Origin of the sequence: Streptomyces sp. col6 (assembly GCF_008042035.1) — a bacterium.
In the GTDB taxonomy this organism is placed as follows: Bacteria; Actinomycetota; Actinomycetes; order Streptomycetales; family Streptomycetaceae; genus Streptomyces.
The window spans coordinates 1,799,483-1,819,824 of the sequence record NZ_RDBL01000006.1 but is presented as its reverse complement, the minus strand read 5'-3'; the positions used below and the strand labels follow the sequence as shown (position 1 = coordinate 1,819,824).

General features: G+C 69.5%; 18 protein-coding genes, 1 pseudogene and 1 riboswitch. Of the genes and pseudogenes, 6 read left to right on the top strand and 13 right to left on the bottom strand.

Going from position 1 to position 20,342, the window contains the following annotated elements:
* The 3 genes from EAO73_RS12105 to EAO73_RS12095 form a co-directional block, all read left to right on the top strand.
* Positions 1-287, top strand: a 287-nt coding sequence (locus tag EAO73_RS12105) for a phosphopantetheine-binding protein (RefSeq protein WP_147971368.1), incomplete at its 5' end; no start/stop codon positions are given.
* Positions 288-741: 454 nt separating this feature from the next.
* The gene (locus EAO73_RS12100; RefSeq protein ID WP_147971367.1) at positions 742-1,005 is read left to right on the top strand and encodes a CopG family transcriptional regulator; all 264 of its coding nucleotides are present in this window, start codon (positions 742-744) and stop codon (positions 1,003-1,005) included.
* Positions 1,002-1,418, top strand: coding sequence for a PIN domain-containing protein (locus tag EAO73_RS12095; protein WP_147971366.1), 417 nt, complete (start codon positions 1,002-1,004; stop codon positions 1,416-1,418). Before EAO73_RS12100 ends, EAO73_RS12095 begins: the two co-directional genes overlap by 4 nt.
* 768 nt (positions 1,419-2,186) lie before the next feature.
* Here the strand turns inward: EAO73_RS12095 and EAO73_RS12085 are convergent.
* From EAO73_RS12085 to EAO73_RS36445, 4 genes and pseudogenes are all read right to left on the bottom strand, one after another.
* Entirely contained in the window at positions 2,187-2,912 is a 726-nt protein-coding gene (locus EAO73_RS12085; RefSeq protein ID WP_147971364.1) for a hypothetical protein, read from the bottom strand.
* A gap of 44 nt (positions 2,913-2,956) precedes the next feature.
* Entirely contained in the window at positions 2,957-4,954 is a 1,998-nt protein-coding gene (locus EAO73_RS12080; RefSeq protein ID WP_147971363.1) for a hypothetical protein, read from the bottom strand.
* A 98-nt stretch (positions 4,955-5,052) separates the two neighbouring features.
* Positions 5,053-5,484, bottom strand: coding sequence for a hypothetical protein (locus EAO73_RS12075; protein ID WP_147971362.1), 432 nt, complete (start codon positions 5,482-5,484; stop codon positions 5,053-5,055).
* Between the two features lie 290 nt (positions 5,485-5,774).
* Positions 5,775-6,307 (bottom strand): annotated as a pseudogene (locus EAO73_RS36445) (transposase family protein); the annotation flags it as partial.
* 105 nt (positions 6,308-6,412) lie between these two features.
* Here EAO73_RS36445 and EAO73_RS12065 point away from each other — a divergent pair.
* Positions 6,413-7,249, top strand: coding sequence for an IS3 family transposase (locus EAO73_RS12065; protein ID WP_147971361.1), 837 nt, complete (start codon positions 6,413-6,415; stop codon positions 7,247-7,249).
* Positions 7,250-7,500: 251 nt separating this feature from the next.
* Here the strand turns inward: EAO73_RS12065 and EAO73_RS12060 are convergent, their stop codons facing one another.
* A complete protein-coding gene (locus tag EAO73_RS12060) occupies positions 7,501-8,856 on the bottom strand; it encodes a class I SAM-dependent RNA methyltransferase (RefSeq protein WP_147971360.1) in 1,356 nt (451 codons plus the stop codon).
* 107 nt (positions 8,857-8,963) lie between these two features.
* Positions 8,964-11,012, bottom strand: a complete 2,049-nt coding sequence (locus tag EAO73_RS12055; protein ID WP_147971359.1) for an APC family permease — start codon at positions 11,010-11,012, stop codon at positions 8,964-8,966.
* 344 nt (positions 11,013-11,356) lie between these two features.
* Here EAO73_RS12055 and EAO73_RS12050 point away from each other — a divergent pair, with 344 nt between their 5' ends.
* Positions 11,357-12,025, top strand: coding sequence for a potassium channel family protein (locus EAO73_RS12050; RefSeq protein WP_026242838.1), 669 nt, complete (start codon positions 11,357-11,359; stop codon positions 12,023-12,025).
* Positions 12,025-12,702 carry a potassium channel family protein gene (locus EAO73_RS12045; protein WP_147971358.1) on the top strand — a complete coding sequence of 226 codons (678 nt, stop codon included), beginning with the start codon at positions 12,025-12,027 and terminating at the stop codon, positions 12,700-12,702. The genes EAO73_RS12050 and EAO73_RS12045 overlap by 1 nt, the downstream gene beginning before the upstream one ends.
* Positions 12,703-12,763: 61 nt before the next feature.
* On the opposite strand, the gene EAO73_RS12040 is transcribed toward EAO73_RS12045, so the two are convergent.
* From EAO73_RS12040 to EAO73_RS12010, 7 genes are all read right to left on the bottom strand, one after another.
* Positions 12,764-13,519, bottom strand: coding sequence for a DUF3159 domain-containing protein (locus EAO73_RS12040; protein ID WP_147971357.1), 756 nt, complete (start codon positions 13,517-13,519; stop codon positions 12,764-12,766).
* A gap of 3 nt (positions 13,520-13,522) precedes the next feature.
* On the bottom strand, positions 13,523-13,939 hold the full coding sequence (locus EAO73_RS12035) for an OB-fold nucleic acid binding domain-containing protein (RefSeq protein WP_191134001.1): 417 nt from the start codon (positions 13,937-13,939) through the stop codon (positions 13,523-13,525).
* Between the two features lie 88 nt (positions 13,940-14,027).
* Positions 14,028-14,720, bottom strand: coding sequence for a response regulator (locus EAO73_RS12030; protein ID WP_147971530.1), 693 nt, complete (start codon positions 14,718-14,720; stop codon positions 14,028-14,030).
* A 53-nt stretch (positions 14,721-14,773) separates the two neighbouring features.
* A complete protein-coding gene (locus EAO73_RS12025) occupies positions 14,774-17,317 on the bottom strand; it encodes a sensor histidine kinase (RefSeq protein ID WP_147971355.1) in 2,544 nt (847 codons plus the stop codon).
* A 197-nt stretch (positions 17,318-17,514) separates the two neighbouring features.
* Positions 17,515-18,666: a phosphoribosylaminoimidazolecarboxamide formyltransferase gene (locus tag EAO73_RS12020; protein WP_263576298.1), complete on the bottom strand. Its 1,152-nt coding sequence runs from the start codon at positions 18,664-18,666 to the stop codon at positions 17,515-17,517.
* Positions 18,667-18,697: 31 nt separating this feature from the next.
* A riboswitch (ZMP/ZTP riboswitch) is annotated at positions 18,698-18,781 on the bottom strand.
* 37 nt (positions 18,782-18,818) lie between these two features.
* Positions 18,819-19,553 (bottom strand): ABC transporter ATP-binding protein, encoded by a 735-nt coding sequence (locus EAO73_RS12015; protein ID WP_147971353.1) that lies wholly within the window; start codon positions 19,551-19,553, stop codon positions 18,819-18,821.
* A gap of 108 nt (positions 19,554-19,661) precedes the next feature.
* Positions 19,662-20,339 (bottom strand): potassium-transporting ATPase subunit C, encoded by a 678-nt coding sequence (locus EAO73_RS12010; protein ID WP_147971352.1) that lies wholly within the window; start codon positions 20,337-20,339, stop codon positions 19,662-19,664.
* Positions 20,340-20,342: the final 3 nt, after the last annotated feature.

Sequence of the window (20,342 nt, the reverse complement as noted above, 5' to 3'; positions counted from 1 at the left end):
GCCCCGAGTCCGGCCGCCCGTTCCTGCCCCCCGCGACGAGGCTGGAGGCCCACATCGCCGAGATCTGGGCCCGCGTCCTCGATCTGGACGAGGTCGGCAGGGACGACAACTTCCACGAGCTGGGCGGCGACTCCATGGCAGCCGTCGAGATCTCGTTCCTCATCGCCGACAGATTCGGGCTGGACTACGACGACGACCTGGTGGCCGACATCCTGATCAGCGGCGACACCGTGGCAACCGCCGCCGCAATCGCCGCCGGAGCCGGCATCGAGGACCGCGCGATCTGAGCCGTGGCGCAATGAATCACCGCGGTTCGGCGCCGACCAGGGGCGGAAGCGTCGTCCCGTCACTGCGAGCCGGCGACCTCCTCGGGCAACCACCCAAGGAGGCGCCGGACCCCGCAGCGCACACCCGACGGCCCGCGCCCGAGCCAAAAGGCAGGTCAGGCGCCCTTAGCGACCGGCTCCAGAATCGCCACGCACTCCACATGATGCGTCATCGAGAAGAGATCGAATTTCGACTACTCGGAAAGACATGCAGGTCAGAGCCGGTACGCGTTTCAAAATCACACCCGGTACGCGCCCTTAGCGTCAAACGAGCGTCACGGATCACCACGGCGGCAGGCAGTGACGTGTCAGCTACACGGACGACGCGGGCGCCCAGAGCTCGGAAGGACTTGCCTGATCACGCAGCCCGAACGGCTCCGAAGCCACAAGGAGCGCCAGCGGTAGGATAGGTGGCATGAGTGAAGCTACCAGCAAGTACTCCATCACCATGCCGCGGGACATCGCCGAGGCCGCCCGCGACCGCAGCGGACCTTCCGGCCTCTCCGCCTACGTCGCCGCAGCGGTCGCCCGTCAGGTCGAGCGCGACAATCTCAACGAGCTCATCGCCGTCGCCGAGGCGGAGCACGGCCCCGTCACCGACGAGGAGATCCAGGCCCTGCGCGACGAGCTCCACCAAGCCCGGCAGCAGCAGGGCTCGGGCCGGGCGGACGCCGCGTGACCCGCACCTCCCCCGCGGTACCGGGCGGCACCCTCGTCCTGGACAGCGAAGGGCTGGCGAAGGCTGTCTTGCGCGACCGCACGGTCACGGCCTGGCTCGCCCTCGCCCGCGCCGATGATCTCCGGGTCGTTACCTCCGCGGCCACCCTGGTCGAGGTCATTCACCCCCGGATCAACCGCCCTGCCCTGGAGTGGACCCTCTCCCGGCTGGTCGTGGAACCGGTCACCGACCCGCTCGCCCGGCACGCCGCCACGCTCCTCGCCGACGCCGGGCTCCACGGCCACAAATACGCCATCGACGCCATGCTCGCCGCGACCGCACTCGCCGCCCCCGGCCCCACCACCGTGCTCACCGCTGACCCGGAGGACCTCACCACCCTCTGCGGGACACGAGTCACGGTGATCAAGATCTGACGGGAACCGCCCAGCTTTCCGTCAGGACCAGAAGTCCGGTCGCAACCAAACTGCTGAAGCAGACGACGACTACCAGCAGTACGGGAAGTTTCTTGATCTTGGGTCTCCAAGATCTTCGTAGGCGTTGGTCGAAACTGCCCGGGCTTCAGCCGAGCAGGATGCGCCGGCGGAGTCGTGCGTGGTCGGAAAGCGTCCGCGGACACCCCGCTTGCCGCCCGGCGTGAAACGCAACTGCCGCAGTGATCGCATCCTCACACGATCTGCCTTCTCCGTGCCGAGCGGGCCACCGAAGCGCGCCGGCCGAGCTGGCAGGTGACCTTCATCGACTGGGAACGCAAGCGGGCTTTCGTCGAACCGGTCGACGGCGGAGGGCTCGCCAAATGGTCGAGCGGGACATTCATGGGGCTCTCCCATGCACTGATCCGTGCCACGCGAGCAGTACTTCTCGGAACCGGCCCGGTCGCCCCGCCCACCCGGCGGGCCGACGCCCGCACCCAGGTGTGGCGTGAACTCTACCCATCAGGAAGGCGGGGTTGCTGTGTACAAGTGGTCTCCGGCTGATGGCCGTGGTGACGGTAGGGCATCTCGTCGGGGTGGCGATCGATGCGGGCGCGCCTCCAGGCTGTGTCGAACGTGAGGGTGCCGTTGGATGCGCGGGTCAGATGCCATGCGCACCAGCTGGTGCGCGGTGCGAGCAGACACCGCCATAAGGAAGTACTCATCCACGACGCCCGTGTCGACCGCGTCTGGGCGTGCGCATGGTGAAGTTCATGTGCCGCTCGGTACGTCGGGCGGTGCATAACCGTTGAGGAGGGCCTTGGCTTTCGCCGCGTGGTGGGGGCGCTGGGCGCTATCCATGCCAGCTGCCAGGAGGGTGTAGAGCATGTGCTTCTGGGCGTAGTCAGGGAAGCTGGTGAGGAATTCGCGCAGGACCTCGAGGGCCTGGTGCTCGACCGTTCGCTCGTGCTCCGGGCGGTATTGCGCGAATACTTCCGCGGCCTTCGTTACCTCCCCGACGAGCGAGGGGATCTTCGACCAGTCGGCGTCTTCGCGTTCGAGCCAGCGGACCAGCAGAGCGGCTGGTTCTGAGAGTTCTATCGCGATGGCCCTCGTCTTCTGTTGGCGCAGGATGTCAGCCGTTGCCTGCTTGCGCTGCGCGGAAAGGAGGGCTCCCACTGCCGACTGGTCGTCGGGCAGGAGGCCGAGGGTGAGTTCGGCGCGGTAGATAACGGGTGGTTCGGTTGGCAGTCTGCGCTCCTGGCGCAGGTGTTCTTCGATCTTGTCGTGTGCCATTGCAGTGTCTGCCGGGTCGCAGGTGGCAGATACTTCGGCAGCCGTCGTGCGCAGGGCCGTCCGGATCGCGCTGACGATCGCCGCATCTGTGTCTGGGAACGGAGGTTCGGTCAGGACATGGGCGGTGATCCGACAGGTGAAGCCGATGCCAGGGCAGGTAGAGCTCAGCCGGGCGTCGAAGCGGGTCAGCCCGCGTCTCACCCGTATGCGGGTGCGACGCCGGGCCCATCGGGTGAAGGGCACCGTCAGGACCTCGCGGGTGAGGGCTCGTCGGACAGGGCCGCTGCCAGCTGAGGCGGCAGCCTGAGATCCTTGCGCAGTTCGATGACGGCCGCATCGTTGGCCACGCCCGGTTCTCCGAAGATGAGTGCGGAGATGGGGGTGGAGTACAGGTGCTGCACCACGACGTCATTGAGGATGTCGGTGACGGTCTCTTCTGGTACCTGCGCTGCCTCTCGTGCGCGGGCCCATGCGACGAGGAGTGCGCGGCATTCCGTATCTACCCGAGAGTCGGCCAAGGCGACGTTCCAGCCCTCCACCAGGGCGTCCTTGACGTCGGGGTCCTGCTGGGCGGCCGCGAGCATGACTTGCAGGACGTAGGGGTCGATGCTGGGGTCCAGCAGGGACAGGAAGGCGCGGTGCCCGCCCAGATGTTTCTTCTCGGTGGCCCACTTGATGACCGTGCTCCACACGCGCGGCAACTGGTTCTCGCGGGCGGCGATGTCCCGTAGCGCGTCCTGGGCTGCGAGAACGGCCTCGTCTGTCACGGTGCGATCCAGGATGTGCCGCAGCCGTACGAGGGACTGGCGTGGGTAGTGCTCGGCGAACTCGCCCTGGCAGACCAGAGCAACGACGGTGGCTACCGCTGGTGACGGCTCTTGCGCGGAGTCCAGCAGTAGGGAGCGGACTGCGGCGCCGAGGGTGTCGGACTCGGCCGCGATGGTGAGGACTCGAGCGATCAGCTTGCGGTGCTCGGTGCTGTTGTCTCCGTTGTCGATCCAGGCGTGGATCTGGTTGATGACACGGATGTCGTTCTCGGCGATGGCCAGTTCGACAAGAAGGTCGCCGATCTCGCGCAGCCGGTCGGCTGCGAGACCCTTGGGTGCGGTGACGGTGTCGAGCCACTCCAGCAGGGGCGGGTGAATGTCGGCGCGCTGCTGCCACAAGTGGAGCAGGACCGCGCGCGCATAGCCGGGCCTGTGTTCGAGGGTGACCGTCCGGCCAGTGACCTGCGCTCCCATCTTTTGCAGTCGGGTGGTCAGATCCGGGCCGGTCAAAATGGCGCGCACGTTAGTGTTCTGGGGTTCCTTCAGCAGGATCCGCGCGCCGCTTTGAATGGTCAGGGCGTCCTTGCGGTCAAGGAAGAGGGAGGAGACGAGCAGCGCCCGATCTTCCGGGTCCTCGTTGGTGTCCTTGAAGACGCGTTGGACGTCCTTGTGCCATTCCTGAAACGTGCCCAGAGCTGTTCTGAGTCCCTCTGTCGTCTCGTCGGCTTCGGCGAGTACGGCGGCCAGTCGGACGCCGTCGGCGGGCCGACTGCTGTCGTTGAGGAGGTGGGTGGCCGAGCCTGTCTGTTCGGTGCCCCCGGCGACGCTGCTCAGCCATCGCACCCGGTCCGGCTTGCGGAAAACAGTCTCCAGATGCGCTTTCGCCACACGGTGTGCGGACGGCCGGGTCGTTGCACGGACGACCGCGCGGGCCATCGTGCCCGAGTCGTCCGGCCACCCGTGGTCGTCGGCGATCACCACCAGGTACGAGCCCACGTAGAGGAGTTTCTCCGCGTAGCTGAGCAGCTGTTCGGCCACATTGCCGGGGTTGCTCCATGCCGCGATCTCCGCCGCGACGTCCAGCAGGTAGCCGCGTCCCGGCTCGTCGGGCAGTACTGAGATATCAGGGGAAGCGGGCCGCTCCCAGTCGGGGCGGATCTCCTGCAGGGTGAGGGGCTTGCCTCGAAGGTCCTGCTCCCGCAGGGAGATGCTGGCCAAGGCTTTGATTCCTGCCGTGCGCTTGCCGTAGCCCACCTGGCCGGCCACGACAGCGATCCGTGGCCCCTCGCGGGTCAGGCGCTCGATCGCCTCGTCCGCGGTGCGGACCTTCTCGTCGCGGGCGCTCAAGTCCACCCAGGCCAGTTCCACCACGTCCAGCTCGGCCTGGGGGATGTCCGCCACTGGTAGCTGGGGCTTGTTGTTCATCGTCACGGAACCGGCCGCCACGATGATCTTCGAGTTCTGGTTGTTGCCCACGTCCACCCGGAATCCGGGCTCCGGCGCGGTGGCGGGTGGCGCAGGGGGGCCAGGAGGGGGCGGAACTGGCGGGACGGGGCCGAAGGCGTTCGTCTCGCTCACTGGCCCGCCTCCGGCGCACGGTAGTGGAAACCACCTGAGGCATTGATCGCGCCACCCGAGATGACCACCTGACTGTTGGTGTTGTGGTGCACGTTTGTCCGGGCGCCGGCATTGTCGTCCGCGCCTTGGGACTGCTCCGCCAATTCCTGTAACTCAGATGCCGCGTCAGGATGGCGCTGCAGGAAGGCTGCCAGCTGGATCATGAGCTCACCGCGCAGGCGCTCCTCTACTGCCTCCCTCTCGCCAGCCGGGGAATCGATCAGCTGCTGCCGGGCAGCATCGACGAGCTGCAGCACCTGCGCAGAGCCTTGCTCCCCGTCCCGGCGCAACAGCCGTCGCACCCCCGCCCTCACCGAATCCCATGTGCTCTTGGCCATGTCGGTGACCAGCGCTGCAGCCCCAACCCCCGCGACCTGCATGATGTCCAACCCGTTCCCCCAAGATCGCTGCGCCCGCATACCTCGACTGCAGGCTTCCACGGCATATTTGACACATCAGAGTCCGCGCGGGCAGCAAGGTCCGCAATCGAAAGGATTTGCCACATACCGGAATGAGAAATTTCTTCAGGTGAGGAATCGGTCACTCCGCGTGACAAAATGGCGCCGGAAAGGGCAGTCCTAGCAGAGACGTCGCAGCGCACGGAGCCGATGGCGGGCACGCAGTGGCGCAAGTTGGCCACAACGCGCATCTGGCCGATTGACCGGAAGTAGACCCGATTGCGCAGGAGGCGCCAGTTCTTGAGCGTGGCCATGGCCTGCTCGCTGACGTAGCGGATCTTGGCATGGGTGTTGTAGTAGCGTCGTTGCCACCGCTTGAGGCGGCGCCCCTTGAACGTAACGCGAACGTTGCGGGCCGCGCCCTGATACGCCTTACCGGCCAAGCACTTGAGGTCGGCGTCGGTCGGGGCGTCGATGATGCCGTGACCGCGTGCCGCTGGGTCATGTGTTGCGTCGGGCAGTGCGGGCGAAGCCCACAGCAGTTGGCAGCAGTTGGCCGAACGGATCGGTCAGCACCTGGACGTTCGCGCCGTGGTGCCGCTTCATGCCGAATAGTAGGACCGATCGGCAGCACGGTGCCGTCGAGGATCCCGTATGTCTTCGAACAGGTCGTCACCATAGCGTCGTTGAGCGTGGAAGCGAGTGCGGCCAGGACGTCGATCGCTTCACGTACGAAGCGGCACACGGTGGCGATCCCGATGCCGAATCCGGCCGCCAGCTGCGTATACGTGTCGTCACACCGCAGATGGGCTAGGTGTTCTGTCCACGGAGGTTGGTGACAGGGTTCACGGTGGAGCGATCTTAAACGAGTGAGGGCCTGCCGGGTTCGGTGTGGATTGCGACGTCTACCGGTGATGGGATGCCCGTCGCGGTCGCGTGCCGGGGGCTGAAGCTCGCCAGACAGCCCTACTACCGCTGGCTCGACGACCCGGTGACTCCAGCCAAGGCTCGCCGAGGCGCATCGCGCGCACGCGCTGTTCTCCGCCCACCGCGACGACCCGGAGTTCGGCTACCGCTTCCTGGCCGACGAGGCCCGCGACGCCGGAGCGGTCATGGCCGGCCGCACCGCGTGGCGGATCTGCCGAAACAACCAGTGGTGGAGCGTGTTCGGCAAAAAAAACGCGGCCGGACGAAGAAGGCGGGCCCGCCGGTCCACGACGACCTGGTCAACCGGGCCTTCACCGCGACCGGCCCGAACCTGCTCTGGCTCACGGAGATCACTGAACACCCCACCGGCGAGGGCAAGCTCTATCTCTGCGCGGTCAAGGACGTCTTCAGTAACCGGATCGTGGGCTACTCCATCGACGCACGGATGAAGTCCCGGCTGGCCGTGACCGCCCTGGACAACGCCGTCGCCCGGCGCCAGGACGTCGCCGGATGCATCCTGCACAGCGACAGAGGATCACAATTTCGATCAAGGAAACTCGTCCAAGTGCCCGGCCGCCACCAGAAGGTCGGCTCAACAGGGAGAGTCGGGGCGGCCGGCGACAACGCGGCCATGGGGTCCTTCTTCAGCCTGCTGCAGAAGAACGTCCTCGACCGACGCACCGGGGCCACCCGCGAGGAACTCCGCATCGCCATCGTGACCTGGATCGAGCGGACCTACCGCCAACGCCGCCGACAAGCCGCCCCCAACCGGCTCACACCCGTCGAATACGAATCCGTCATGACCACACCGGCCCTCCATGCCGCGTGACTGAACCTGTCACCTAAAGGTGCGGCAGACCCACAACTGACCATCGGGAGCCAGCAGCTCCGCGCAGAGCGTCGCACCCCCTCGATATACGCCCCCCTGAGAGGGCCTGACCTGCCCGATGGCTCGCCTGACACCCCATCAGAACAGGCGTCAAATGAGCGTCAAGATGCCTCGAAGGGCGTCATTTCAGCGTCAGCATATCGCCCGTAACGCCCACAATGCAGATAGCACACACTACCCAAACCTGCAGGTCAGGCGCCCTTTGCGACAGGTTCGAGAATCGCCACGCACTCCACATGGTGCGTCATCGGAAACAGATCGAACGCCCGCAGCGTCCGCACCCGGTAGCCGCCCTCCGCGAAGTACGAGATGTCCCGGGCCAGCGCCGCCGGGTCGCACGCCACATAGGCGATACGGCGCGCGCCGAGGCTCACCAGCTGCTTCACCGTGGACTTGCCGGCGCCCGCGCGGGGCGGGTCCAGGACGATGAGGTCGCATTCGGTGATGCCGGTGCGGGGCAGGACCTGGTCGACCTTGCCGTGTTCGATGCGGACGCGGTCCAGGTCCGCCAGGTTGTGGCGGGCGTCCTCGACCGCGCGCTTGCCGGACTCGATACCGAGGACCGCGCCCTTCTCGCCGATGCGCTGGCCGATGGCGCCGGCGAAGAGGCCGACGCCGCAGTAGAGGTCGAGGGCGGTGTCGTTCTTGCGGGGCAGGAGGCCCTGCATGACCGCGCGGACCAGGGTGTTCGCGGCCTGGGGGTGGACCTGCCAGAAGCCGCCGGAGCCGACGCGGTACGTGCGGTCGTCGGCGCGTTCGCGGACGAAGCCGCGGCCGTGGACGCGGTGGACGCCGCCGTCGCGTTCGTCGACGCGCAGGACGGAGACCGGCTTGTCCAGCTCGACCAGGGGAAGGCGGCCACCCGGGCGGGGGGTCAGGATGACCTGACGGTCGTGGGAGCCGGTGGCGGCGATGGCCTCGACCGTGGCCATCCGGGGCCAGTCCTGCTGCTCGACGCCCAGCTCGGAGACGCCCGGCGCGGCGATCATGCAGTGGTCGATGATCTCGATGTCGTGCGAGCGGTGCTTGCGCAGGCCGACGCGGCCGTCCTCGTCGATGGCGTACTGGACTCGCGTGCGCCAGGCGGGCACCTCGCCCGCGGGGAGCTTGTCGCCCTCGGCCGGCATGACCGTGCCGTCCCAGCCCGCCTCCTCGGGGGTGAGGCCCGCGAGGCGCTGGAGCTGTTCGGCGATGACCTCGCCCTTGAGGCGGCGCTGGGCGCCGGGCTTGGCGTGCTGCCAGTCGCAGCCGCCGCACTTGCCGGGGCCGGCGAACGGGCAGGGGGCCGGCACCCGGTCCTTGGACGCGTCGATGATTTCCACCGCGTCGGCGCGCAGGAAGCGCGAGTCCTCGGAGCCGTCGGTGATCCGGGCGACGACCTTCTCGCCGGGCAGGGTGTGGCGTACGAACAGCACGCGGCCCTCGTCCGTCCGCGCGATGCAGTGGCCGCCGTGTGCGACCGGGCCGACCTCGACCTCGTACTCCCGCCCGACCAGCGACTCCGGCTCGGTCTCCCCGGTCTGCGGCGACGTGGATTCGTTCTGCATGAGGGGATGGCTCCAGGGAGGGAAGGGGACGGCCGGCGGCCGGACAACAACCTACGAGTCTACGTGGGTGTCGCCCGCCCGCCGACCACACGCGGCGGCCCCCGGTCTCAGCCCTTCGGCGTCGGTTCCTTCTGCCTGCGCTCCACCGGGCCGCGGCGCACGGAGCCAGGGGCACTCCAGTCGGCGCGCCTGCGGGCGCGCTTCTTGGCGGCCTCGGAGGATTCCAGCTGGTACGGGACCGAGGTGACCATCACCCCGGGGGTGAAGAGCAGCCGGCCCTTGAGCCTGAGGGCGCTCTGGTTGTGCAGCAGGTGCTCGTACCAGTGGCCGACGACGTACTCGGGGATGTAGACGCTCACGACGTCGCGCGGGCTCTCCCGGCGCAGGCCCTTGACGTACTCGATGACCGGGCGGGTCACCTCGCGGTACGGGGAGTCGAGGATCTTCAGCGGTACGTTGATGCCGCGCCGCTCCCAGTCCTCCCTGAGGGCCTTCGTCTCGGCCGGGTCGACGCTGATGGAGAGCGCCTCCAGGTGGTCCGTGCGGATCAGCTTGGCGTAGGCGAGCGCGCGCAGGGTGGGGCGGTGGAGCTTGGAGACCAGGACGATCGAGTGGACCCGGGAGGGGCGGATCGACTCGTCCGGGGCGGTCTCGTCGGCGGAGATCTCCTCGGCGACCCGGTCGTAGTGCCTGCGGATCGCGGTCATCGTGCCGAAGAAGATCACCATGCCGAGCAGCGCGACCCAGGCGCCGTGGGTGAACTTCGTGGCGAGGACGACGACGAGCACGAGGCCGGTGAAGAAGGCGCCGAAGGTGTTGATCGCCCGGGAGCGGATCATGTGGCGGCGCTTGGCCTGGTCCTTCTCCACGGCGAGGTGCCGGTTCCAGTGCCGGACCATGCCGGTCTGGCTGAGCGTGAAGGAGACGAACACGCCGACGATGTACAGCTGGATGAGCCGGGTCGAGTCGGCACCGTAGATCACGACCAGCAGGATCGCCGCGCCGGCCAGCAGGACGATGCCGTTGGAGAAGGCGAGCCGGTCGCCGCGGGTGTGCAGCTGGCGGGGCAGGTAGCGGTCCTGGGCCAGGATCGAGCCGAGCAGCGGGAAGCCGTTGTACGCGGTGTTCGCGGCCAGGAAGAGGACGAGGGCGGTGGCGGCGGCGAGGATCACGAAGAAGAACGTGCCGTCGCCGAAGACCGCGGCCGCGACCTGCGAGATGACCGGGTCCTGGACGAAGCCCGCGCCGACCGGCCGGCCGTTGCTGATCAGGTCCTTCGCCGGGTTCTCGGCCATCTTGACGTCGGTGGCCATGGCCAGCCCGATGATGCCGCAGAACATGGTGACGGCGAGCAGGCCCATCATCGCCAGCGTGGTCGCGGCGTTCTTGCTCTTCGGCTTGCGGAACGCGGGCACGCCGTTGCTGATCGCCTCGACGCCGGTGAGCGCCGCACAGCCGGAGGAGAAGGCGCGCAGCAGCAGGAAGACGAGGGCGAAACCGGCCAGCCCCTGGTGCTCGGGCTTGATCGTGTATCCGGAGGTCGGGGCGTGCATGGTGTCGCCGAGGACGAGTCCGCGGAAGGCGCCCCAGATGATCATGATGAAGACGCCGGCCACGAAGAGGTAGGTGGGGATGGCGAAGAGCTTGCCGGACTCCTTCACCCCGCGCAGGTTCATCAGGGTCAGCAGCACGATGGCCGCGACCGCGCACCCCGTCTTGTGCTCGACGACGAAGGGGACCGCCGAGCCCAGGTTCTCGACGCCGGAGGCGATCGACACGGCGACGGTCAGGACGTAGTCGACCAGCAGTGCGCTGGCCACGGTCAGGCCGGCCTTGGGGCCGAGGTTGGTGGTGGCGACCTCGTAGTCGCCGCCGCCGCTCGGGTAGGCGTGCACGTTCTGCCGGTAGGAGGCGACGACCGTGAACATCAGGACCACGACCGCGACCGCGATCCAGGGGCTGAAGTGGTAGGCCGACACACCCGCGATGGAGAGCACGAGGAGGACTTCTCCGGGTGCGTACGCCACCGAGGACAGCGGGTCGGATGCGAAGACGGGGAGTGCGATGCGCTTGGGGAGGAGCGTCTCCCCCAGCTTGTCGCTGCGCAGGGCCCGTCCGATCAGGATCCGTTTGGGCACGTCGGTCAGTTTGGACACGCTGAGGATCGTAAGGGTTCCGTATGGGCCCCGCCCCCGCACGGGCGGCGTGGCCCGCCAATCTCCTGCACTCGGACCGAAACGCCGCGGAATCCTTAACGCAATCCTTGCGCCGCGCCCGCCGGGGAAGGGGTGCGAAGTGGCCCGCGCCACGTCGTCTTTGCCCCGGCGGCCCCGCGATGCGCACACTCGGATGAGGCAACGCAACCGCCGCCGCATAAGCTCGTAACCGGGCGACGGGACACACCGTTGCCCCGTTGTTTGCCCGGCCAGCCGAGGAAAGAGTGTGAGCAGGGTGTTTTCGCAGGTCAGCCGGACGACCAGGACTGCGAGGTAGGCGCAAGGTGCACATCGTCATCATGGGCTGCGGGCGAGTGGGAGCCGCTCTCGCGCAGACCCTGGAGCAGCAGGGGCACACGGTCGCCGTCATCGACCAGGACCCCACGGCGTTCCGGCGCCTCGGCTCCGGGTTCGGCGGGCGTCGCGTGACCGGGGTCGGTTTCGACCAGGACACCCTGCGTGAGGCGGGGATCGAGGAGGCCGGCGCGTTCGCGGCGGTGAGCAGCGGCGACAACTCCAACATCATCGCGGCCCGGGTGGCGCGCGAGATGTTCGGCATCGAGAACGTCGCGGCCCGGATCTACGACCCCCGGCGCGCCGAGGTGTATCAGCGGCTGGGCATTCCGACGGTCGCCACCGTCCGCTGGACCGCGGACCAGATGCTGCGCCGGCTGCTGCCCTCGGGCGCTGAGCCGCTGTGGCGGGACCCGAGCGGCGGGGTGCAGCTCGCGGAGGTGCACACCACGCCGTCCTGGATCGGCCACAAGATCAGCACGCTCCAGGAGGAGACGGGCGTGCGCGTCGCCTTCCTCACCCGCTTGGGCGAAGCGATTCTGCCGTCGTCGCAGACGGTGCTGCAGGAGGGCGACCTCGTCCACGTGATGATGCGGACGGACGAGATCGCGAAGGTCGAGGCGGCCTTCGCCGAGGGCCCCGAGGAGGGCGGTCACTGATGCGTGTCGCGATTGCCGGGGCCGGTGCGGTGGGACGTTCCATCGCGGGCGAGCTGCTGGAGAACGGGCACGAGGTGCTGCTCGTCGACAAGGCGCCGACCGCCATTTCGGTGGAGCGGGTGCCGATGGCCGAGTGGCTGCTGGCGGATGCCTGTGAGATCACGTCGCTGGACGAGGCGGCGCTGCAGCGCTGCAACGTCGTGATCGCGGCGACCGGTGACGACAAGGTGAACCTGGTCGTCTCGCTGCTGGCGAAGACCGAGTACGGCGTGCCGCGGGTCGTCGCCCGGGTGAACAACCCGAAGAACGAGTGGCTGTTCAACGAGTCGTGGGGCGTCGATGTCGCGGTCTCCACGCCGCGTCTGATGTCGGCGCTGGTGGAGGAGGCGGTGAGCGTCGGCGATCTGGTCCGGCTGCTGCGCTTCAGCCACGGCGACGCGAACCTGGTCGAGCTGACGCTGCCGCCGGAGTCGGCGCTGGCGGGTACGCAGGTCGGGGAGGTCGCCTGGCCGGAGGACACCTCGCTGGTGACGATCATCCGGGGCCAGCGGGTGCTGACGCCGAGCCCGGAGGAGAGCCTGGAGGCCGGTGACGAGCTGCTGTTCGTGGCCGCGCAGGCGCGCGAGGAGCAGCTGGAGGACCTGCTGTCGGTGCGGCAGGGCGATCCGGAGAAGTAGCCGGGACATGCGAGAGGGGCCTGTTGCCGCCGGTGGCGGTGACAGGCCCCTCTCGTACGTCTCAGAACTCCTGGCCCCTGGCCGCTTCGGCGGCGGCCGCCTTGCGGGCCTTCTCGGCCTCTTCCTCGGCCTCCATCTCGGCGAAGACGTCGATGGGCGGCGGTGCCTTGGCGAGGAAGACCCAGGTCAGGTAGACCGCCAGCAGGAAGGGCGGGATCTTCAGGGCGACCAGCACCCAGCCGAGCTGGGTGGTGTCGGCCCACCAGTACAGCGGGAAGAGGATCGCGCACTTGGCGAGCAGGATCAGTCCCCAGGCGTAGCTGGCCTTGGCGTACGCCTTCTTGCGGCCGGGGTTACGGGTGCGCCAGGAGAGGTTCTCCTTGAACACCGGGCCCAGGATGAGGCCGATCAGAGGCAGGCCGGCGACTGTGCTGACCAGGTACGCCAGGGCGAGCCCGAGGGTGTAGAGCATGCCCGGGAGGTAGAAGTCCTTGGCGTTGCCGGTCATCTTGGCGAAGACCACGCCGAAGGCCACACCGAAGACGCCGCTGAAGGCGTGCTTGACGGTGTCCTTGCGGATCAGCCGGACGGCCACGAGGGCCAGCGACACCGCGAGAGCGGCGACGGCCGAGTGGGTGAGGTTCTTGTCGATGGTGAAGATCGTGACGAAGAGCAGGCCCGGCAGGACCGTCTCCACCATGCCCCTCACGCCGCCGAAGGCCTCGAAGAGCGCGGCCTCGGTGACCGCCCTGCTGTCGGCCTCCTGCTGGTCGGTGGTGCGGTCCGTTTCGGACGTCGGCTTGTCGAGAGACGTCACCGGCTACTCCTTGCCGAGCGGTCGGAGTTCGTATTTGGGGTTGAACAGCACCCGGCGGCCGTGGCTCATGGCGATCCGGCCGGAGGCGATGAGCTTGCGGCCGGGCTCTATGCCCACGATGGAGCGGCGGCCGAGCCAGACCACGTCGAGCGGTGCGGTGCCGTCGAAGAGCTCCGCCTCCAGGGCGGGCACTCCGGCGCGCGGTCGCAGGGTGACCGTCCGCAAGGTACCAGTGACCTTCACGATCTGGCGGTCGGTGCATTCGGAGATCCGGGTGCACCCCGAAGCCTGCGAGTCCTCCTCCAGCTCCTCGCACTCCAGGTCCTCCTGGGAGCTGGAAAGCCGGTCGAGCATCCGCCGGAAGCGCCCGGACGGCCGCTCGCCCTTGCGGGGCTTCTCGAATCGGGGAACAGCACTCATACCCGAAGGGTACCGGTCCCGCGAGGTCGTCGCGGGTGGCCGCCGTCTCACCCGTACGGGGGACCCGGACACGCCGGGCGAGCCGGTTTCAGGCGCGCTCGAAGCGGTAACCCATGCCGGGTTCGGTGACGAAGTGGCGGGGGTGGGAGGGGTCGGCCTCCAGCTTGCGCCTCAGCTGTGCCATGTAGACGCGCAGGTAGTTCGTCTCGGTGCCGTACGAGGGCCCCCAGACCTCCTGGAGCAGCTGGCGCTGGCTGACGAGGCGGCCGCCGTTGCGGACGAGGACCTCCAGCAGGTGCCACTCGGTGGGCGTGAGCCGTACGTCCTTGCCCTCGCGGTGGACCTTCTTGGCGGCGAGGTCGACGGTGAAGCCCTCGGTCTCCACGATGACGACCTGGTCGCCCCCGTCCTGGCCGACCGGCTCGGCGCGTCGGACGGCGGCCCGCAGCCTGGCCAGCAGCTCGTCCATGCCGAACGGCTTGGTCACGTAGTCGTCGGCCCCCGCGTCCAGCGCCTCGACCTTCTCGTCGGAGGTGTGGCGGGCCGAGAGCACCAGGATCGGCACCCGCGTCCAGCCGCGCAGGCCCCTGATCACGTCGACGCCGTCCATGTCGGGCAGCCCGAGGTCGAGGACGACGACGTCGGGGTGGCGGGCGGCGGCGAGCTGGAGGGCGGTGGCCCCGTCGGGCGCGGCGTCCACCTCGTACTTGCGCGCCTTCAGGTTGATCACGAGGGCGCGTACGATCTGCGGCTCGTCCTCGACCACTAGCACCCGGGTCATCGCGGTCCTGCCTTTCTGCTGGGTGTACGTCGTCACGGGGAGGTCTTCGCGTGTCATGAGGTGACCCGTGCGGGCAGGCCGGGGGCGGCCGGGGCGTGGCCCGGTGCCGCCTTGAGGGTGAGGACCATCGTGAGGCCGCCGCCGGGGGTGTCCTCGGCGTCGAGCGTGCCGCCCATGGACTCGGCGAATCCGCGGGCCACCGCGAGGCCGAGGCCGACTCCGGCGCCGCGCGGGGCGTCGCCGTAGCGCTGGAACGGCTCGAAGATGCGCTCCTTGCCCTCGTCGGGGACGCCCCGGCCGCGGTCGGTGACCCGGAGTTCGACGCGGGCGCCGAGCGCGCTGGCCGCGACGGTGACGCGGTCGCCGTCGGGGCTGTACTTGACGGCGTTCTCCACGATGTTGGCGACGGCCCGCTCCAGGAGTCCGGGGTCGACGGCGACCATGGGCAGCGTCTCGGGGATGTCCAGGTCGACGCTGTCCTCGGGGACGCCGCCGAGCGCCATGGGCACCACCTCGTCGAGGTCGATCTCCCGGATCAGCGGGGTCACGGTGCCGGTCTGGAGGCGGGACATGTCCAGGAGGTTGCCGACGAGGTGGTCGAGGCGGTCGGCGCCGGCCTCGATGCCTTCGAGGAGTTCCGCCTCGTCGTCGTCGGACCAGGCGACGTCGTCGGAGCGCAGGGAGGAGACGGCGGCCTTGATCGCGGCCAGCGGGGTGCGCAGGTCGTGGCTGACGGCGGCCAGGAGCGCGGTCCTGATGCGGTTGCCCTCGGCGAGTCTGCGGGCCTCCTCGGCCTCGTCGACCAGGCGCTGGCGGTCCAGGACGACGGCGGCCTGGGCGGCGAACGCGCCGAGCACCCGGCGGTCCTCGGCGGGCAGCACCCGGCCGGACAGGGCCAGGGCCATGTGGTCGCCGACGGGCATGTCCACGTCGGCGTCCTCGGGCCGGGCGGCCGGGGCCGGGCCGACGCTGCCGGCGCACGTCCAGGGGTCGACGTCGCTGCGCCGCTCCAGCAGGGCGACGGAACCCATGCCGAAGGTCTCGCGGACCCGGTCCAGGAGCGCGGCCAGGGTGGTCTCGCCGCGCAGCACGCTGCCGGCCAGGAACGAGAGGATCTCGGACTCCGCGCGCAGCCGGGCGGCCTGGTGGGTGCGGCGGGCGGCGAGGTCGACCACGGAGGCCACCGCGACCGCCACCGCGAAGAAGATCACGATGGCGACCAGGTTCTCCGGGTCCTGGACGGTCAGGGTGTGGGTGGGCGGGGTGAACCAGTAGTTCAGGAGCAGGGAGCCGGCGGCTGCCGCGGCGAGGGCGGGCAGCAGTCCGCCGACCAGGGCGGCGGCGACGGTCATGAAGAGGAAGAGCAGGACGTCGTTGGCGAGCCCGGGGCCGGACTCCAGGGACTTGAGGAGCACGGCGAGGAGGACGGGCCCGCCGACGCCGACCGCCCAGCCCCAGATGATGCGGGCCCGGCCGAGGCGGGCACCCCGGGCTATGGGCAGCCCCCGGCCCTTGGCGACCTCGTCGTGGGTGACGATGTGGACGTCGAGGTCGGTGCCGGACTCGCGGGCGACGGTGGCGCCGACGCCGGGTCCGTAGATGTACTGCCAGGTCTTGCGGCGGCTGGAGCCGAGGACGATCTGCGTGGCGTTGACGCCCCGGGCGAACTCCAGCAGCGCCGAGGGTATGTCGTCGCCGATGACGTGGTGGAAGGTGCCGCCCAGGTCCTCGACGAGGGTGCGCTGGACGGCCAGCTCCTTGGGCGAGGCCGAGGTCAGTCCGTCGCTGCGGGCGATGTAGACGGCGAGGATCTCACTGCCCGAGCCCTTGGCCGCCATCCGGGCGGCGCGGCGGATGAGCGTGCGGCCCTCGGGGCCCCCGGTGAGGCCGACGACGATGCGCTCACGGGCCTGCCAGGTGGTGCGGATGTTGTGCTCGCCCCGGTACTGCTGGAGGTATTCGTCGACCCGGTCGGCGACCCAGAGGAGGGCCAGCTCGCGCAGGGCGGTGAGGTTGCCGGGGCGGAAGTAGTTGGAGAGCGAGGCGTCGATCCGGTCCGGCTTGTAGATATTGCCGTGGGCCATGCGGCGGCGCAGGGCCTGGGGCGACATGTCGACCAGTTCGAGCTGGTCGGCCCGGCGGACGACCTCGTCGGGCACGGTCTCGCGCTGGCGTACGCCGGTTATGGACTCGACGACGTCGCCGAGGGACTCCAGGTGCTGGATGTTGACGGTGGAGACGACGTCGATGCCGGCCTGGAGGAGTTCCTCGACGTCCTGCCAGCGCTTGGCGTTGCGGGAGCCGGGCACGTTGGTGTGGGCCAGCTCGTCGACCAGGGCGACGGCCGGGGCCCGCTCCAGGACGGCGTCGATGTCCATCTCGGTGAAGACGGCCCCGCGGTGCTCGATCTCGCGGCGCGGGACCACTTCGAGGCCATGCAGCATGGTCTCGGTGCGCGGGCGGTCGTGGTGCTCGACGAAGCCGATGACGCAGTCGGTGCCCCGTTCGACGCGCCGGTGCGCCTCGGAGAGCATCGCGTACGTCTTGCCGACGCCGGGTGCCGCACCGAGGTAGATCCGAAGTTTGCCGCGCGCCATGGCCCCATTGTCTTCCTGAAACCGGATCTTCTCACGGAAACCGGTGGCGGCCGATGCGGCAGCCACTGTCGAAACTACCTCGTGAATTTCCGGCATATCGGGCGGGGGGTGCGGCTGCGGTCCGTATTGACGTAACTCTGATGCCTCCGGGGAGAAGCCCGGCCGGGGTGCTCCGGCCGGGGCGGGCGGGGCCGTCGTCAGTGGTGGAAGAGCCGCAGGCCGGTGCGCGCCAGGGCGATCCCGTGGGCGCGGCAGGCCTCTGCGACCTCGTCGGACCGGATGGAGCCGCCGGGCTCCGCGATGCACGTCACTCCGTGGCGCCGGGCGTGGTCGACGTTGTCCCGGAACGGCAGCGAACCGTCCGACACGAAGGAGACCCCCGTGAGCCGGCCGAGCCATTCGGTGCGCAGCGCCGCATCCAGCTCGGGCGGTTCACCGCCGAGTGCCTCCCGGCAGCGGTCCAGCTCGCCGGCCGTCAGGTCTCCCTCGACGAGCCGGATCTGCCAGTTGATCCGTTCCTGGCGGCGGATGCCCGTGCGAAAGGCGAGATCGCGCACCAGCGGATGCCTGCGGAGCCACCAGGTGTCCGTCTTGGCTCCGGCCAGCCGGGTGCAGTCCACCCGGGACTGCTGACCCGCGCCGATTCCGAGGGCCATGCCGTCCTTGAGGTAGCACACCGCGTTGGACTGGGTGCGGCGCAGCACCACGAGCCCGAGCAGCAGGTCCCGGCGGGAGGCTGCCGGCACCTCGCCGGACACGACGTCCGCGATCACCTTGTCCGACACGGGTACGGGGTCGCGCTCCTGGGACAGCCGGAGTCCGAAGACCTCACGGGACTCGGCGGCAGGGGCGGTGAAGTCCGGGTCGGCCTCCATGACGAGGAAGGTGCCGTTCTTCTTCCGGCTCAGTGTGCCGGCCACGCCCGGCGCGTACCCGGGCGCGACGATCCCGTCGCAGACGACCCGGCCGAGCAGCTCGGCCAGTTCGGCGTCGACCTCGTGCGAGACCGCGGCGAAGTCCCCGTACGACGACTTGGGGTCGCCGTCCCGGGCCCGCAGGTAGGCGCTGGTCAGCGGTCCGACGGTGGCGGGATCGACGCCGTGGAGGCGTGCGACGGCCTCGTCCACCGGACCGGCGAGTGCCGCCCCGGCGGGCGAGACGTGCTTGAACGAGGTCGCGGCCGGCACACCGAGTACGGCGGCCGCCTCGCGGACGAGCTGCCAGGCGTTCAGGGCGTCCAGCCAGTTGATGTAGGACGGGGTGCCGGCCAGCACCTTCAGCGGCGGACGCCCCGGATGTACGGGAGCGGCTTCGGCAGCGGCCTGCTGGGGATTCATTCCGTAACGCATGCGCACAGGGCACTCCTGGTCGGGCGGGCCGACGGAGCGCCCAGGCGGTCGGCGGCTCCTCCGTGGAGGGTCGCTCCCCGGTGGTGATCCACCTTCGCCAGTCACGACGCGACGATTCTAGGGAACCCGGCGCAGCACCGCCAACTCCCCTGTCAGTGCTCGATGATGTGCCCGTCGCTGAGCTCCAGGACGCGGTCGGCGAGGCCGAGCAGCTGGGCGTCGTGGGTGGCGACGAGCGCGGTGACACCCTCGCTGTGGACGACGGCGCGCAGCAGCTCCATCACCGCGAGGCCGGTCTCCGCGTCCAGCTGTCCGGTCGGCTCGTCGGCGATCAGCAGGGCGGGCCGGTTGGCGAGCGCGCGGGCGATGGCGACGCGCTGCTGCTGGCCGCCGGAGAGCTCGCCGGGGCGCTGCGCGGCGTGGTCGGCGAGGCCGACGAGGGAGAGCATCAGCGACACGCGCTCCTCGCGCTCGTGCGGGTCGGCCTTGCGCAGCCGCAGGGGGACGCCGACGTTCTCCGCGGCCGTCAGGATGGGGAGCAGGCCGAACGACTGGAAGATGAAGCCGACGCGGTCCCTGCGCAGTTCCAGGAGCCCGTTCTCGCCGAGCGAGGAGAGGTCGGTGCCGTCCACGATGATCCGGCCGCTGTCGGGGGTGTCGAGGCCGCCGACCAGGTTGAGGAGGGTCGTCTTGCCGGAGCCGGAGCGCCCCTTGAGCGCGACGAGCTCACCGCGCGGCACCTCGAAGGAGACGCCGCGCAGCGCGTGCACGGCGCCTGCCCCGGAGCCGTAGGAGCGGTGCAGGTCCTCGATCCGGACCATCGGCCGTTCGGCGACGGTCGTGCCGCCCTCTCTGCCGGTGCCCGTGGCGGCAGTGCTCTCGGTCATGTCGCTCCCCGTATGTCGGTCCTGTCGGCCGCCAGTATGTGCATGCGGCACGGGGTCGGGCAATGCCCGGGTCGGGCCGTAGCGGCCGGACCCGGGCATTCGGGGTGTTCAGCGCGTTCCGGCCTTGTGGACGAGGTCCTTGAGCGCGATGTTGAGCTGGAGGACGTTGACGCGGGGTTCGCCGACGAAGCCGAGGATGCGGCCGTCGGTGTGCCGGTCGACGAGCTTCTGGACCTGGGCGGCGTCGAGGTGGTTGCGTGCCGCGACGCGGTTGACCTGGAGGTCGGCGTAGGCCGGGGAGATGTCGGGGTCGAGGCCGGACCCGGAGGAGGTGACGGCGTCGGCGGGGACCTGGGAGGGGCTGACGGGGTGGCCGGGGACGGAGTTGTCCTTGACGACGTCGGCCTTGGCGGCGGTGACCCAGTCGATGAGTTCCTTGTTGTCGCCGGAGCGGTTGGTCGCGCCGGAGAGGATCAGGGAGTACTGGGTGTTGACGCTGTTGGTGCCGAGGCCGTTGGAGGGGCGGGGCTGGAACCACTTGAGGTCGGGGGCCGGGGTGTCCTGGCCCTTCTTGAGGGGGAGGTCGTAGCGCTGGCCGATGAGTTCGGAGCCGACGACCTTGCCGCGGGAGGTGATCTCGGAGCCGTTGGCGTGGCCGGGCATCAGTCCCTGGGCGATCCCGGTGACGGCGAGCGGGTAGATGACGCCGCAGACCAGGGTGAGGACGAGCAGGGCGCGCAGTCCGGCCCAGAGCAGCCGGGCGGAGTTTCCTACGGAGTTGTTCATGGC

Excerpts from the sequence above, each read along its gene's own strand:
- EAO73_RS12010 (WP_147971352.1), bottom strand. The coding sequence starts at position 20,339 with ATGAACAACTCCGTAGGAAACTCCGCCCGGCTGCTCTGGGCCGGACTG.
- EAO73_RS12020 (WP_263576298.1), bottom strand. The coding sequence starts at position 18,666 with ATGCGTTACGGAATGAATCCCCAGCAGGCCGCTGCCGAAGCCGCTCCC.
- EAO73_RS12025 (WP_147971355.1), bottom strand. The coding sequence starts at position 17,317 with ATGGCGCGCGGCAAACTTCGGATCTACCTCGGTGCGGCACCCGGCGTC.
- EAO73_RS12030 (WP_147971530.1), bottom strand. The coding sequence starts at position 14,720 with ATGACCCGGGTGCTAGTGGTCGAGGACGAGCCGCAGATCGTACGCGCC.
- EAO73_RS12065 (WP_147971361.1), top strand. The coding sequence starts at position 6,413 with ATGCCCGTCGCGGTCGCGTGCCGGGGGCTGAAGCTCGCCAGACAGCCC.
- EAO73_RS12015 (WP_147971353.1), bottom strand. The coding sequence starts at position 19,553 with ATGACCGAGAGCACTGCCGCCACGGGCACCGGCAGAGAGGGCGGCACG.
- EAO73_RS12060 (WP_147971360.1), bottom strand. The coding sequence starts at position 8,856 with ATGCAGAACGAATCCACGTCGCCGCAGACCGGGGAGACCGAGCCGGAG.
- EAO73_RS12100 (WP_147971367.1), top strand. The coding sequence starts at position 742 with ATGAGTGAAGCTACCAGCAAGTACTCCATCACCATGCCGCGGGACATC.
- EAO73_RS12035 (WP_191134001.1), bottom strand. The coding sequence starts at position 13,939 with ATGAGTGCTGTTCCCCGATTCGAGAAGCCCCGCAAGGGCGAGCGGCCG.
- EAO73_RS12045 (WP_147971358.1), top strand. The coding sequence starts at position 12,025 with ATGCGTGTCGCGATTGCCGGGGCCGGTGCGGTGGGACGTTCCATCGCG.